Annotated in this window: 12 protein-coding genes; 2 read left to right on the top strand and 10 right to left on the bottom strand. The window is 64.5% G+C overall.

What is annotated here, in order from left to right:
• Positions 1-51 precede the first annotated feature (51 nt).
• From AC1VWL_RS11495 to AC1VWL_RS11475, 5 genes are read right to left on the bottom strand one after another with little or no spacing between them, the layout of a single operon-like run.
• A complete protein-coding gene (locus tag AC1VWL_RS11495) occupies positions 52-987 on the bottom strand; it encodes a hypothetical protein (protein WP_482986771.1) in 936 nt (311 codons plus the stop codon).
• On the bottom strand, positions 984-3,344 hold the full coding sequence (locus AC1VWL_RS11490; protein ID WP_482986770.1) for an LTA synthase family protein: 2,361 nt from the start codon (positions 3,342-3,344) through the stop codon (positions 984-986). The genes AC1VWL_RS11495 and AC1VWL_RS11490 overlap by 4 nt, the downstream gene beginning before the upstream one ends.
• Positions 3,345-3,358: 14 nt before the next feature.
• The gene (locus AC1VWL_RS11485) at positions 3,359-4,636 is read right to left on the bottom strand and encodes a YaiO family outer membrane beta-barrel protein (RefSeq protein ID WP_482986769.1); all 1,278 of its coding nucleotides are present in this window, start codon (positions 4,634-4,636) and stop codon (positions 3,359-3,361) included.
• Between the two features lie 17 nt (positions 4,637-4,653).
• Positions 4,654-6,177 carry a glycosyltransferase family 2 protein gene (locus AC1VWL_RS11480; RefSeq protein WP_481614971.1) on the bottom strand — a complete coding sequence of 508 codons (1,524 nt, stop codon included), beginning with the start codon at positions 6,175-6,177 and terminating at the stop codon, positions 4,654-4,656.
• Positions 6,174-7,235: a HEAT repeat domain-containing protein gene (locus tag AC1VWL_RS11475; RefSeq protein ID WP_482986768.1), complete on the bottom strand. Its 1,062-nt coding sequence runs from the start codon at positions 7,233-7,235 to the stop codon at positions 6,174-6,176. The genes AC1VWL_RS11480 and AC1VWL_RS11475 overlap by 4 nt, the downstream gene beginning before the upstream one ends.
• Positions 7,236-7,548: 313 nt before the next feature.
• On the opposite strand from AC1VWL_RS11475, the gene AC1VWL_RS11470 reads away from it, so the two are divergent.
• Positions 7,549-8,073: a DUF2059 domain-containing protein gene (locus AC1VWL_RS11470; protein WP_282272241.1), complete on the top strand. Its 525-nt coding sequence runs from the start codon at positions 7,549-7,551 to the stop codon at positions 8,071-8,073.
• Positions 8,074-8,386: 313 nt separating this feature from the next.
• Here the strand turns inward: AC1VWL_RS11470 and AC1VWL_RS11465 are convergent, their stop codons facing one another.
• Genes AC1VWL_RS11465 through AC1VWL_RS11455 form a run of 3 tightly spaced genes read right to left on the bottom strand, consistent with a single transcriptional unit; the run spans position 8,387 to position 11,441 of the window.
• Positions 8,387-9,130 carry a pseudouridine synthase gene (locus AC1VWL_RS11465; RefSeq protein WP_482986767.1) on the bottom strand — a complete coding sequence of 248 codons (744 nt, stop codon included), beginning with the start codon at positions 9,128-9,130 and terminating at the stop codon, positions 8,387-8,389.
• Positions 9,127-10,794: a ubiquinone biosynthesis regulatory protein kinase UbiB gene (gene ubiB / locus AC1VWL_RS11460; RefSeq protein WP_482986766.1), complete on the bottom strand. Its 1,668-nt coding sequence runs from the start codon at positions 10,792-10,794 to the stop codon at positions 9,127-9,129. The genes AC1VWL_RS11465 and ubiB overlap by 4 nt, the downstream gene beginning before the upstream one ends.
• Positions 10,791-11,441, bottom strand: coding sequence for a ubiquinone biosynthesis accessory factor UbiJ (locus AC1VWL_RS11455; protein ID WP_482986765.1), 651 nt, complete (start codon positions 11,439-11,441; stop codon positions 10,791-10,793). Before AC1VWL_RS11455 ends, ubiB begins: the two co-directional genes overlap by 4 nt.
• Before the next feature lie 307 nt (positions 11,442-11,748).
• Between AC1VWL_RS11455 and ddlA the strand changes: the two genes are divergently transcribed.
• Positions 11,749-12,852 carry a D-alanine--D-alanine ligase gene (ddlA, locus tag AC1VWL_RS11450; RefSeq protein WP_482986764.1) on the top strand — a complete coding sequence of 368 codons (1,104 nt, stop codon included), beginning with the start codon at positions 11,749-11,751 and terminating at the stop codon, positions 12,850-12,852.
• 75 nt (positions 12,853-12,927) lie between these two features.
• On the opposite strand, the gene AC1VWL_RS11445 is transcribed toward ddlA, so the two are convergent.
• Both AC1VWL_RS11445 and oleD read right to left on the bottom strand, forming a co-directional pair.
• A complete protein-coding gene (locus AC1VWL_RS11445; protein ID WP_282269396.1) occupies positions 12,928-13,083 on the bottom strand; it encodes a DUF1328 domain-containing protein in 156 nt (51 codons plus the stop codon).
• A 101-nt stretch (positions 13,084-13,184) separates the two neighbouring features.
• Entirely contained in the window at positions 13,185-14,171 is a 987-nt protein-coding gene (oleD, locus tag AC1VWL_RS11440) for a 2-alkyl-3-oxoalkanoate reductase (protein ID WP_482986763.1), read from the bottom strand.
• Positions 14,172-14,431: the final 260 nt, after the last annotated feature.

Genomic DNA, 14,431 nt, shown 5'->3' with positions numbered 1-14,431 from the left:
CCTGCGCTGTGCGCAAGGGAGGGAGCACAGCCTGCGCAGGGAGGGTTCCATTCATTCCCAATACTGCCCAGCCCAGCGCCGGTAGGCGCGGTAGTGATGGATCGCGAAGCCGTCAAACGAGGGCTCGTTGCGCAGCGCACGTTCCACCTTGCGCACTTCCTGTTCGAACACCTTGGGCCCTTCTTCATGGAAGGTGACCTTGTCGATGTCGTTGGACGAGACCTCCAGCCCGATCACCACCTTCTTGCCGACTTCATTGGCATAGGCGATCTCGCTGGCCGCGTGCGACAGGATGCTGTCCCGGCCCTCGGCCTTGTCGCGGTAGTCCATCAAGGCCACGTAGTCGTAGATGTTGATGGTGTGCTCGCTGACCGGACGGTGACGGCCGTTCCAGTCCACTTCGATGCCGTCCAGCCAGAACGGAATCGCCGGGCCAACCGCCAAGGTCGCGCCGCTTTCCTGCTTGATGCGCATCACCGCCGCGCTCATGTCCAGGAAGCCAATCAGCAAGTCCGCACGAGTATCGTCGTCCCATTCGTCGAGGATATGCGGCTCGATGTCGAGGTTGGCGCCATCAAAGCGCGCGGCTTCCGGCACCGAGGCGTTGTAGTCCACCACCCGGCGGAACATCGCCTCGGCCTCCTTGCGGTGCGCCGGCAACACGTACTTTTGTGTGCTCAGGTACCAGGAACCCAGCAAGGCATACACCTTCATGTTCTTGCTGTGCAGGCGTTCGATGAAGGCGCGGTACAACTGTGGCTGCTCGACGATGAGGTTGCGGTCCTTGTAGGCGTCGGCATACAGGTACACGGTGTCGATGCGCTGCGACTTGAGATACGCCACCGCCTCATCGGCGACCGCCGGGTCTTCGATCATCGCGTACGACTCGGCCTCCCAGGTCCAGATCGCGCGGCTGGCCGCTGCTGCCTGCGCCATTGGCAGTACACACAGCACGGCCAACAAGCCAAGACCAAACATCCGGCTCATTGCGACTTCTCCACGCCTGCAGCGGCGTCCACCGGCAGGTGGTAACGGCCCTGTCCGATCGCCTTGCCGTTGTCCGGATCGGACGGGAACACCGACACGTAGCAACGGCCACCGCAATCCTGCGGCAGGCGCAGCTGCAACTGCACCTGCTGGCTGCCACCCGGCGGCAGCTGCATTGCCTGCCCATACACTTCCTGCAGTTCGCGGCCATCCTCAGCGGACATCACCGCCAGCGGTACGAACAAGCGGCTTGGTTTGGGATCGCCACTGCTGAACACCGCGGTCAAGCGCACGCCATCGGCGACGGTGGCAAGCTCGGCCGAGGCCAGCGACAAGCCATGCGCTGCCGGTGCCGCCGCCAGTTCGGCAGCAGCCGCAGGCGCGCTGTAGGCGACCAACTTCGGCGTCGCACCTTCCGGCGTCAGCGCGTTCTTCTGCATGAAGATCGCATTGGCCTGGGTGTAACGCTGCAGCCGCTGCAGCGCCCAGGCACGCACGCTGGCGTCGTCGGTTTCGGCCAGGTGCATGCCGTCCTGCAGCTCGAACAACTTGCCGTCATGCAGCCACCAACGCCCGGCCAGATACTCCGGCGCACTCGTCTTGGTCTGCTTCAAGGGGAATTGCTGGTTGCTGCGGAAGCTCTCGGCCATGTCCAGGCCGGTGCCCAGCCACGGCGTCTGTGCCGGCCGCTTCAGCCCATAGGTATTGGACAGCAAGGCCATCAACGACGGCGTCACGTCCAGCTGCGAGGACACTGCGCGGATGCGCTTGGGCTGCTTGAGCAGCGGCGAGAACACGATCAAGGGCACGTGGTAACGGTCCACATGCTCGCCCATCGGAATCTCCGGCAGGCGGTGGTCGCCGGTGATGACGAAAATGGTATTGGCAAACCACGGGGTCTTTTCCACCGAGGCGAAATAGCGGCGCAGCTGCTCATCGGTGTACAGGATGGTGCTGTAGATATCGGTGCTGGCGCGGTAGCTGGCACGCTCGGCATCGGGCACCTGCAGCTGCTGCAGGCGCTGCTCGAACTGCTTGCGGTACACGTCCTGATCCGGGAACTCGTAGCTGGTGTGCATCGAGATGGTCTGGATCGCGGTCAGGAACGGCGCCTGCACGCTGTCATTGTCGGCCAGCACCCGCGAGATCAGTTCCTGGTCCGGGTAACCCCAGGCGCTGAACGGATTGCGTTGATAGCCCTCGCCGAAGTTGTTCATGTCGACCAGCGTCTGCACCTGCTGGCCCTGCATGTAGGCGCGCTCGTTGTCGAAGCTGGTGTCGGTGCCGTTGTAGAAGGCGGTGTTATAGCCCTGCTGGCGCAGCACGCTGAACAAGCCGGGATGCGCCGGCATGCGATCGCCAAGGCCGGTAAAGCCCTCGTCGGCAAACGGTGCCGAACCAATCAGGGTCGGCAGCACACCGAAGGTGCGGCCCTGGTTGGCGAGGAAATTGTCGAAGTACAGGCTGCGCCCAGCCAGCTCATCGAGGAACGGGGTGAAGCTGCCCAGCGATGCCTGCGGACCAGAGAACGAGCGGCCCAGGCCTTCGACCACGATCAACACGACATTCGGCGGTCGGCCATCGCTGGTCGGCGAAAAATTGGGACCCAAGGCATCCGGTGTCTGCTCCGGGTGCAGGAACGGGAAGTTCGGATCCAGCGGGGCTTCATCGCTGGCGACGGCGCTGGGAACGACCGCCACATCCGACTCGCCCTTGAACCAGCGCCACACATCGCCGCTGAACCAGGCCAGCTTGTTGCAGGCCAGGTCGCGCGAGGCAACGTCCTTCAACGCCGCCGCACCGCTGGGCAGCGGCAGAATCCACGCAACACCCGCAGCCACCAACCACACCGTGCTCCACACCGTGGAGCCACGCGCATCGCGTCGTGCCAGCCACAGCAGGCCCGCCCACAACACCAGCAGCGGCAGTGCCATCGCCAACACGCCACGCAACCCCAAGGGCGCGCCATCGGCCAGCGTGGTGCGGATTTCGGCAAGGCTGTAACCGAACAGATCCGCCCCCAGCGGCACATGCGCCACCTGGAAATACTGGTCAAGCAGCACCTGCACCACGATGAACAACGACCACAGCACGCCCAAGGCGATGTACCGCGGAAAGGCGCGCTTGATCGCCAGCAGTGGCAGCGACAACAGCACCAGGATCGGCACCGAGCGCAGCAGCATCAGCAGCGCCTGCGCACCGGCAATACCGACAATCGCGCCGGTCTGCGTACTGCCGCCGGCAGCTGCCACACCGCTGCTGACCGCCATCGCAACCAGCACCGCCTGCGCAAGCAGCAACACCGGGAATGCCGAAGAGAAGCGCGCCCAGGCGCCGCCGTCATGCGTGGAAATCATCGTCAGCTGCTCCCTTACCAGCGCGTGTAGATGGAGCCGGACAGGCGCTGCTCATCAAAGCCGCTGTCGTCGTCGGCATAACCGGCGCCCAGCTTGAAGCCCCAGTTGGGTGTGACCTGATGCCGCCACGCAACGCCGATGGCGGCGTTGTTGTCACGCACCACGCCGCCAAAGCGGTCCAGGTCGGTGCTGCGGCCGCTGCTGACGCTGACTTCCAGATAGTCGTCGGCATCGCCCTTGTAGTAATTGCGCAGCAACACGCGATGGCTCCAGCTGCCCGAGCCGACACCCGGCACGTGCTGCAGCTTGTAGCGGCCATACCAGTTGCCGACATAGCGGCCGACGCCGACGCCGTAGAACTCGGTGGTGTCGGAGAAGCGCAGCTGGTCGACGCTGGCCGACAGTTCCCAGCCATTGCCCACGCCCTGGAACACTTCCACGCGCCAGCTCTGCCTGGGCAGCACGCCGCTGGACGGACCGCGCTGGTAACGCAGGTTTGCGTAGGCACGCGACCATAGCGGTGCATAGCCGTCCAGCGCCCAGGCGGTGTCGGAGGTGTTGAAGTGATCGGCGCGCAGCAGTTCCAGCCCCAGCGAGCCGCGCGGAAAGTAACGGCGCAGGGTCAGGTCGTTGTCGTTCCAGCTATCGCGGTCACCGCTGAAACGGGTGTGATCCCAGCCCAGGCTTGCGCCCCAGCGGTAGCCATCGGCTGCTACCGCGTCCGGGTTGGCCATGCGCGGCAACAGGCTCAGGCGCAGCTCGGCGATTTCCTTTGGATCAGCACCCAGCGTGGCGGCAGCGTCGAAATCGGCACGCGCTGCAGCGGTCTGGCCGAGCGCACGCAGTTCGCGGCCTCGCGCGATGCGTGCGGCAGGGTCCTGCGGTGCCAGTTCAATCCAATGCGAGTAGGCATCGGCGGCCTGCTGCGGACGGTCACTCCAGCGGTACATGTCGCCCAATGCCGACCAGGCGTCGGCATAGGTCGGGCTGTTCTTCACTACCTGCTGCAGATCGGCCTCGGCGGCAGCGTACTGGCCGTCCCACGCATAGGTGCGGCCGCGCGCCAACAGCACGTCGCCGTTGCCCGGATGCTCGGTCAACAATGCGCTGTAGCGGGCGATGGTTGCCGCACGATTATTGGCGTCGGACTGCTCGCGGATCTGCTGCAGCTGCAGGGTCAGGCTGTCTGGCGCTTCCTGGGCAAACGCCAGCAACGGCGCAGCGGCCAGCGCCAACAACAGGCAACGCGACAGCACATGGCGAGGAGCACGGACGGAGTGGTGCTGGGTCATGGAACGGTTCCTGGCAATCATTGGTTGATACTCGATTCGCTTACCACCGACGATGCAACTGCCACCGCCACCGGCACGTCTTCCTTCTGGTTCTGTTGCCAGGAACCATCACGACTGATGCGCCCCCAGCTATGCCGCTTGCGACGGGTGAACATCCAGCGAATGGTGGCGGAGAAACGCCATACCGAATTCACCTGGCGGTAGCCGAAGTTCTCCAGGATCGCCACCACGAACAGACGCAGCTGCTGCGCTGGCCGCGAGTACAAGCCGAAGGAAAGTTCCTCCAGCAGCATCGCGTTGACCGAGAGCAGGATGCCCATGCCGACGGCCGCAGCGAGGAAGATCAGGAACACATCCAGCTGCACCAGCCCGCACAGGGCCAGCACGATCATCGAGACATAGCCCACGACCTCGATGATCGGCCCCAGGAACTCGAAGAACAGCATGAACGGGAACGCGACCCAGCCGGCGGCGCCACTGCGACGGTTGAACAGCATGCCGATATTGGTCCACAGGCTTTCGGCCAGGCCACGCTGCCAGCGCATGCGCTGGCTGCGCAGTGATGACAGGTCGGTGGGGGCCTCGGTCCAGCACACCGGGTCGGGCACGAACACGATGCGGTAGTCGCGCTTTTCCTCGCGCAGGTTGCGGTGCAGGCGGATCACCAGGTCCATGTCCTCGCCGACGGTGTCGGTGCGGTAACCGCCGATGGCGATCACCCGTTCCTTGTAGAACACACCGAAGGCACCGGAGATGATCAACAGCGCGTTCATCGGCGACCAGCCCATGCGTCCGAACAGGAAGGCGCGCAGGTATTCCACCAGCTGGAAACTGGGCAGCCAACTGTTGGGCAGGCCGATCTTGTCGAGCATGCCATCGCGCACAGTGCAGCCATTGAGCACACGCACCACGCCGCCGCTGGCAACCACGCGGCTGTCTTCCAGGAAGGGCCGCACCACCCGCGACAGGCTCTCCGGCTGCAGGATACTGTCGGCATCAACCACGCAGAACAGCGGATAGCGCACGCAGTTGATGCCGGCGTTGATCGCGTCGGCCTTGCCGCCATTGGCCTTGTCGACCATGCGTACGCGCGGGCAACTGGCCGAGGCATACACCCCGTGCACCGGTTCGGTCTGCAGGCGCGTGCGATAGGCCTCGGGCACCCGCACCAGACCAAATGCCTCGATCAGTGCATCGCGGGTACGGTCGCTGGAGCCATCGTTGACCACCACGATCTCGAACGCCGGGTAGCTGGTCTTGAGCAGCGAGCGCACCGACGAGACCACCGAGGTTTCTTCGTTGTACGCCGGCAGGATGATGCTTACCGGCGGCTGGTACTCACGCAGGCCGGCCGGCAGGTAATTGGCCCGGTACTCGCGCATGTAGCGCACGATCTGGTAGGCCGAGATGTAGTTCAGCAGCAGGTAGGCCAGGTTGATCGCGACGAAGTAGGCCATGAAGAACCACTGCAGCGAGTCGGCGATACTCACCCAGGGAATCTGCTGCACGTAGCTCACCAGCATCTGCCAATAAGCGTTCATGTCGCACTCCTCATCGCGTTCTCGGACAGCACCTGTTCGATGATGTCGCGTCCGTAGCCATCACTCTGCCGCGACTGCACTTCACGCAGTGCGCCAGCGCCCATGCCCGGCAAGCCGAGCAAGGCCTGTGCGGTGCGATAGCGCACCCACCAGACGCTGTCCGACAGCAGCGCTTCCAGTCGTCCGGCGTCGCCAATCTCACCGATGCGGCCCAGCGCCGCGGCCGCGTGCATGCGCACATGCCAGCGCGAGGCCGTGAGGAAGCCAATGACGCGCTCGCGATCCTGGCGATCGTTGATCAGCTGCAGGCAGACCGAAATGATGTGGTCATCCACGTGCCCTTCCAGCAACTGCCGAACCACCACCGCCGCACGCTGCGGATCGATGTCGGCAAGGAAGCGCACCAGCTTCACGGTGGAGTCGGCATTGGCACGCAGCAGTGCATTGCTGATCTCGCGCACAGCGCTGCCATCTTCGTTCTCTGCCAGGATCCGCGCCACGCTGCCCGGCACCCAGTCCTCGCGCTCGGTGATCATCGGCACGAATGCCGACATGGCGCGCGGCGGATCCACCTGCGCCAATGCCCGCGCTGCGCACAGCGAGACAATCGGGCTGCGATCGTTGAGGAACTTGGCCAGCAGGTCGTAGAGATGCCGGTCGCGCAGATGGCCCAGGGCAATGATGGTCATCGCGCGATCGTGGTAGCTGCCACGCAACATGCGTTGCGCTGCCTCCTCCAGACCCACCCGATGGCCGAGCGGCGCCAGCCGCCGTACCGACGCTTCCGGCAGGCTCTCGCAGACGCTGTTCCAGGCTTCGACGAAGCCTATGACCTCATCGCGTTGCAATCGGTGCACCGGCACGGTTTCACCGGCAAGCTCGCGCTGCAGAACATCGTTCCAGAACTGCCGGGCCTGGGTGTCACGCTTTTCACGGCGCTGCGCCCTTACCCGCAGAACAACAATGATCAACAGCAATACCGTGGCCAACAGCAGGGTGAGAATCGCCACCCAGCTGGCCACGACGAGTACGGTCGGCCCCTCGAACAGACTGTCCATCGCAGTTCCCTACTTGTTGCGGGTACGTGGCTTGCGAGACCACGTAACCCCCCCTGAGTACAACTCCTGGTGCCAAGCATAGATAGAAACGTGACCCTCGTCTCTATTTTTCGCAATTTCAGTAAGGTTCCCGTCATCAAATTATGTTAAGCAAGATCGTAAGATGTAAATTTTTCATTAAAAACAATGCGCTACAGCGCACTTCGACACTCGCAACTGTCTGCCCCCCCCTGCGCCCAGAGGTCAGCAACCTGTCTTCAGCCCCGGCAAGGCCGCGGTTATGCTCAAGCCCACCCCATCACAAGGACGATCCATGCAGCGCTGCCGCCAGACCCTTCGTACCCGTTGCGCGCCCCTGCTGGTCGCCGCCAGCCTGGCGCTTGCCGGCATCGCGCCGGCATGGGCGGCCCCGGCCACCGATGCCGACGTCAACCGCCTGCTGGCCGCCTCCCGCGCCCAGAACATGCTCGACGCGATGCTGCCGCAGATGGAAGCCATGCAGGCACAGCAGTTCGCCGAGATCGCCCAGAAGCAGTCACTGACTGCCGAGCAGAAGGCCGGGCTGCAACGCATCCAGCAGCGCACCTCGCAGACTTTGCGTCAGGCGCTGGCGTGGTCGCAGATGCGGCCGATGTACGTGGATCTGTACAAGCAGTCGTTCTCGAAGGAAGACGTGCTGGCGATGGCCGAGTTCTACGAGAGCCCGGCAGGCCAGAGCCTGCTCGACAAGACCCCGGCACTGATGCAGAACCTGATGGTCGCCATCCAGCAGAAGATGACCCCGCTGATGGCCGACCTGCAGAAGGACCTGGAAAAGATCAACAGCGAAGTCAAATAAGCGCCCAACGGTAGTGCCGAGCCATGCTCGGCAAGGGGCGTTACCGGTAAAGCTGCTCTGTTTTTTGTAGGAGCGGCATAAGCCGCGAAGCTGGCAATACTGGAATCACCGGCATCTCTGCGATCTGATGATTTGTGGGCTTCGCGGCTTACGCCGCTCCCACAATCCTGCGCGTGCTGATGGATTTCTGGGGAAGCCTTTGCCGAGCATGGCTGGGCACTGCGCTCCCTCCCTTTGGCGAAGCCAAGGGGAGGGTTGGGGAGGGGTGGTTTTTCGCTTGGAAAGCCCCTGCCGAGCATGGCTCGGCACTACCTCAGTCCGGTAGCTTCCAGTTGAACAGGTCCATCGCTTTCTGGAACTCGCGGTCCAGTGGTGCGCGCACTTCGATGCGGTGGCCATCCTGCGGGTGCGGGAAAGCCAAGCGCTCGGCGTGCAGCAGCATGCGGTGCACGCCCTGCATGCGGAAGGTACGGTTGTGGCGCCCGTCGCCGTGGCTGGTGTCCCCGATCATGTGGTGGAACATGTGCTTGAGGTGCCGCCGGATCTGCCGGAAACGGCCAGTCTGCGGCTGGCAACGCAGCAGCGCATAGCGCGAGGTCGGGAAGCCCGTCGACGGAATCGGCAACTCGCCTTCCAGCAGCTTCTGGAAGTGGGTGATGGCCTGCTTCTTGACCGGCTTGCCGGGGCCGCCGTCCAGATCATGATCGACGGTGAACGCATCTTCGGCCGGCCAGCCGCGGCACACCGCCAGGTAATCCTTCTCCACCTCGCCGCCCATCAGCGTCTTGCCCAAGGTGCTGGCGCTTTCGCGATCGAAGGCCAACAGCAGGCAGCCACTGGTTGCACGGTCCAGCCGGTGCACGAGGAAAATCGGCTTGCCCAGCTGCTCGCGCAGACGGTCAGCGAGGAAATCATCCTCGCCGCGCGCCAGCTTGCTGTCGTGGACCATCAAACCCGCAGGCTTGTTGACCACCGCCAACCACTGGTCTTCATACAACAGCGGCAGCGGTTCAAAAACAACCGGCACCTCCGCGGCTTCATCGACAACATCAGTCATCGACGCAACCACGCCGAAGCCAACGCTATCGCACCGACCGCTCCCGTCACCCACGACCACAGCGGAACCGAGGCGAACTGCGGACCGCCCGCTTGCAAGCCGTACAACAGCGCCGACACCACCATCAAACCGACACCGGCAACCGCAGTAACCACACGCCGCTGCATGCGCTGCAGCGTGCCTTCGAGATTGACGATGTCCTGCGAGCGCATCGCCAGCTCATGCTTGCCTTCCACCTGCTGGCGCAGCCAGCTGTGCAGCAGGGCCGGCATGTCCGGGGCCTGGGTCATGATTTCCGGCAGGCGTTTGCGCAGTTCCTTCAGCGCACGGCGCGGGCTGTAACGCTCGCGCAGGATGCGTTCCAGCACCGGCTTGGCCACTTCCCAGATGTCCAGGTTGGGGTCGAGCTGGCGGCCGACGCCTTCGATGTTCAGCAGCGTCTTCTGCAGCAGGATCAACTGCGGCTGCAGGGTCAGCTGGTAACGCTGGGCGGTGCGGAACAGCTTCATCAGTACTTCGGCCAGCGATATCTGCGACAGCGGGCGGGTGAAGTACGGCTCGCAGACCGCGCGCACGGCGGCTTCCAGCTCATCGATGCGCACCGTGTTCGGCATCCACTGCGCCTGCAGGTGCAGCTCGGCGATGCGGCGGTAATCACGGTTGAAGATGGCCATGAAGTTTTCGGCGAGGTAGAACTGATCCTCTTCCGACAGCTGGCCCATGATGCCGAAGTCCAGCGCGATGAAGCGCGGGTTGTCGCGGCGCGCCGGATCGATGTCGACCCAGATGTTGCCGGCGTGCGCATCGGCGTGGAAGAAGTTGTCGCGGAACACCTGCGTGTAGAACACGCGCACGCCCTTGGCGGCCAGCGCCTTGCGGTCGATGCCGGCTTTGTCCAGCGCCACGATGTCGTCGGAAGGAATGCCCCAGACCCGCTCCAGGGTGAGCGCGCGCTCGGCGGTGTGGCTCCAAATCACTTCCGGAACGTACAGATCGTCCGAGTTTTCCCAGAAGCGGCGCAGCACGCTGGCGTTGGCGCCTTCGCGCTGCAGGTCCAACTCGGCAGCCAGGGTGGTTTCGATCTCGGCCACCACTTCGCGCGGGCGGATCTTGTCGGCACGCGGATGGGTGCGTTCGACCAATGCGGCCAGCGATTTGAGCAGGGCGATGTCACCGGCGATCTGCTTTTCGATATCCGGGCGCAACACCTTGACGACGACCTGGCGACCATCGTCCAGCGTTGCTGCATGCACCTGCGCGATCGAGGCCGAGGCCAGCGGCGTGGTGTCGAAACTGGCGAAGGCTTCGGTGATCGGCAGGCCCAGCGCCTCCTCGACGATCTGCAGCGCGCGTTCGCCGTCAAACGGCTTGACCCGGTCCTGCAGCAGGGTCAGCTCGGCGGCGACGTCCGGCGGCACCAGATCACGGCGGGTGGACAGGATCTGGCCGAACTTGACGAAGATCGGGCCCAGCTCCTGCAACGCCAGTCGCAGGCGCGCACCGCGCGACTGCGAGGCGATATCGGCGCTGGCACGCGGCACGAACGGCTTGGCGATGCCGAGCCAACGTTCGACCGGGGTGCCGTCGAGCAGGTCATCCAGGCGGTAGCGCAGGATCACCCGGCCGATGCGGCTGGCGCGGAACATGGCGCGGGTCGCCTTCATGCGGCACCCCCGGCGCGCTGACGCAGGCGCGCGATGCGCGCGGCCATGCGTTCGACGTCATCGCGGATCACGTCCACATCATCATGGAAGGCATCCAGCTCGGCACGGGCAACGACATCACGCGACTCCTCGGTAACGTATTCGGCGGCGGTCTCGGCCAGATCCTTGGCGCTGCGCCTGGCCTGCAGCAACGCTGCACGCAAGGTCTGCGCGATCTGCACACCGAGGATCTCGCCAAAGGCTTTGACAAAAGGCTGCTGCCAATCCGGATCAAAACGGGTGGCCAGCTGCTGCAGGCGGCGCGCCAGCTCGGCATCGCCGGAGACCTTGACCCGCCCAGCGGGCGCGCTGTTGCCGCGCCGTGCATTGGCCAGGAATGGAAGCTGCGCCAGCACCCCGCCCAGCGTGCTGCGCACGGCCAGGTCCGGTTCCAGCGCCGGATCGACCGGGCCCACGGTCAGGCGTTCGCCGGCGACCCCGATCTGCATCGCCAGCGACGGCGACTCCAGGGTCAGGGCAATGCGTTGGCCGTCGAGCGAGGCCAGTGCGGCGCGGGTATCCGGGTCCAGCGCCAGCGCGCGGTTCAAGGCCACTTCCAGCGCACGGCCGGCCAGCGGCTTGATCATTTTGAAGGGGGATGCAGGCATGCCGGGCATTCTACCGGAGGGCCGGGATCGGGAGCCTGCCATGCACGATGTTGCGACGCCCCGCGACGTAGCCCGGGTAAGCGCAGCGCCCCCGGGGCCGGTGGCGGGCGGGGGGGGAGGCGGGGGGGGCGTGCGGCCGGGTGGGCGGGGCGTTCCCGGGGGACGGGCGCGGGGGCATCGTCCGCACAGGGTTTGTTCATGTCTGCGCCCCGCGATAAACAAATCCCGAATCCCCAATCCCCATTTCCGGCGTTTGCGTTCATGCTATGCAGACACCACCAAACACAGCGTCAGGAGCACACAGGCAATGGGCAAGACCCGGGTTGGCATCATTTTCGGCGGTCGCTCGGCCGAGCACGAGGTCTCGCTGCAGTCGGCGAAGAACATCTTCGATGCGCTGGACAAGGAACGTTTCGACGTCAGCCTGATCGGCGTGGACAAGCAGGGCCTGTGGCACCTGTGCGATGCGGCCGGTTTCCTGCTCAATGCCGATGATCCCAAGCGCATCGCGCTGGACACCTCCGGCCCGGTGCTGTCGGTACTGCCCGGCGCCGAGCGCGGCCAGCTGCTGGCCGCCGATGGTCGCGACGTGCCGCAATTGGATGTGGTGTTCCCGATCGTGCACGGCACCCTCGGCGAAGACGGCACCCTGCAGGGCCTGCTGCGCACCTTGAACCTGCCCTTCGCTGGCCCCGGCGTGCTTGGCGCAGCCGCGGCGATGGACAAGGACATGGCCAAGCGCCTGCTACGCGATGCCGGCCTGGCGGTGGCGCCGTTTGCCTGTTTCAACCATGTCACTGCTGCACACGCCGACTACGACGCGCTGGTCGCGCAGCTCGGCCTGCCGCTGTTCGTCAAGCCGGCCAACCAGGGTTCCTCGGTTGGCGTGAGCAAGGTGCGCACCGCCGACGAGTTCGCCACCGCGATGGCATTGGCCCTGTCGTTCGACCACAAGGTGCTGGTGGAGTCGGCGATTGTCGGCCGTGAGATCGAATGCGCGGTGCTGGGCAATGACGTGCCCGAGGCCAGCGTCTGCGGCGAAGTGGTGGTGCATGACGACTTCTACGCCTATGACACCAAGTACATCAGCGCCAGCGGTGCGGAAACGGTGATCCCGGCCGATATCGCTGCCGATGCACAGCAGCGCATCCGCGAGATCGCCGTGCGCGCCTACCAGGCGCTGGACTGCATCGGCATGGCGCGCGTGGATGTGTTCCTCACCGAGGCCGGCGACGTCGTCATCAACGAACTGAACACCCTGCCCGGCTTCACCAAGATCAGCATGTATCCCAAGCTGTGGGGCGCAAGCGGTCTGGGCTATACCGCGCTGATCACCCGCCTGATCGAGCTGGCGCTGGAGCGCAACGCGGCAGACAAGGGCCTGCGCAGCTCGATCAGCACGTCGGCCTGATCGAAACTGCTGAAACGACGCGGCCCGCACCCTCACCGAGGATGCGGGCCGTTCTGTTTCTGGCGTCAGGAATGATCAGCCTTTCTTGCGGAACATCGACACCACCGCAAGGATCAGGAAGACGACGAACAGGATCCACGCGATATTGCTGGCCGCACCGGCAATGCCACTGAAGCCGAGTACGGCGGCAATGATGGCGATGACGAAGAAAACGACGGCGTAATGCAGCATGGGCTGGGTCCTCGGTTGGAATCAGGGCTCCATCCTCGGCAATTGCCGGTCGCGATACGGTGACAGGAACGTTAGCGCCGGATGATGACGACACGGTCCATTCAGGATGCGGCCGCCAAACGCCGCAAGCCTTCCTCGATGGACACCCTGGGCACATAGCCGAAATCGCGGCGTGCCGGCTCCATCGAGTACCAATGCGGCGTGCACAGCTGCTCGGCGAGGAAGCGTGTCATCGGCGGTTCGCCGGACAAGCGCAGCAGCGGCCACAGCTTTTCGCAGACCGAGCCGATGCGGTACGCGGTCTTGAACGAGATCGACTTCTCCACGCCCGGCGCACCCACCGCTGCAAGCAGGCGGTTGAGCAGTTCGCGCATCGGCAGCGGCTCGCCATTGGAAATGAAGTAGGCCTTGCCAGCGCAGGCCGCACCAACCACCAGATGATCGAAGGCATCGAAGTGCGCCTGCGCGGCGTTGTCGATGAAGGTGGTATCGACCTTGTTCGTGCCATCGCCGACAAAGCGCAGGCGTCCGGCACGCGCGCGTTCGGCCAAGCGCGGCACCAACTGATTGTCGCCCGGGCCCCAGATCAGCCGCGGGCGCAGGGCAATGGTTGCCAGATCGGCACCATTGGCGGCCAGCACCTCCTGTTCGGCGATGGTCTTGGTGGCGGCATACGGCGCCTGGAAGTCCTCACCGTAAGGCACTTCATCCGCACCCAGGCCTTCGACCGGATGGGTGGCGCGATGGGTGACGCTAGGTGTTGAGGTGTAGACCAAGCGGCGGATGTCGTGCGCCTTGCAGGCGGCAAGCACATTGCGGGTGCCGACCACATTGGCCTGGAAGTAGCTGTCGTAGCTGCCCCAGGCTCCAGCCTTTGCAGCGTTGTGGAAGATGGCATCGACGCCGGCGGCGGCGTGATGCACAGCGTTCGCATCGGCCAAGTCGCCACGGATCTGGCCAACCCCGATTTCCTGCAATGCCGGGTAATGCCCGCGATTGAAGCTCAGCACCTGATGGCCGCGTTCGACCAGGCCGCGGCACAAGGCCTGACCGAGAAAACCACCACCACCGGTAACCAGAATCTTCATTCGTTTGATCGCTCTGCTGCTGGGCTTCGGCACCGACCTGCTGCGGCGGAAGCATTGAGATTTGTCCGTCAGTATCGCAGCAGTAGTGCTCGGGTGCTTTGCCGGGATGTTGGCGGAGAGCGTTACCCCTCCCCAACCCTCCCCTCCGCCTTCGGCGCAAGGGAGGGAGCCAAAGCACCCCTCCCCAACCCTCCGCTTGCCTGCGGCAAAGGGAGGGGGCAAATCTTTAGACCTCCCTTTCGCGCAGCGAAGGGGAGGGT

This window comes from Stenotrophomonas sp. STEN063 (genome assembly GCF_056854515.1).
This window is presented reverse-complemented; position numbering and strand designations above follow the sequence as displayed.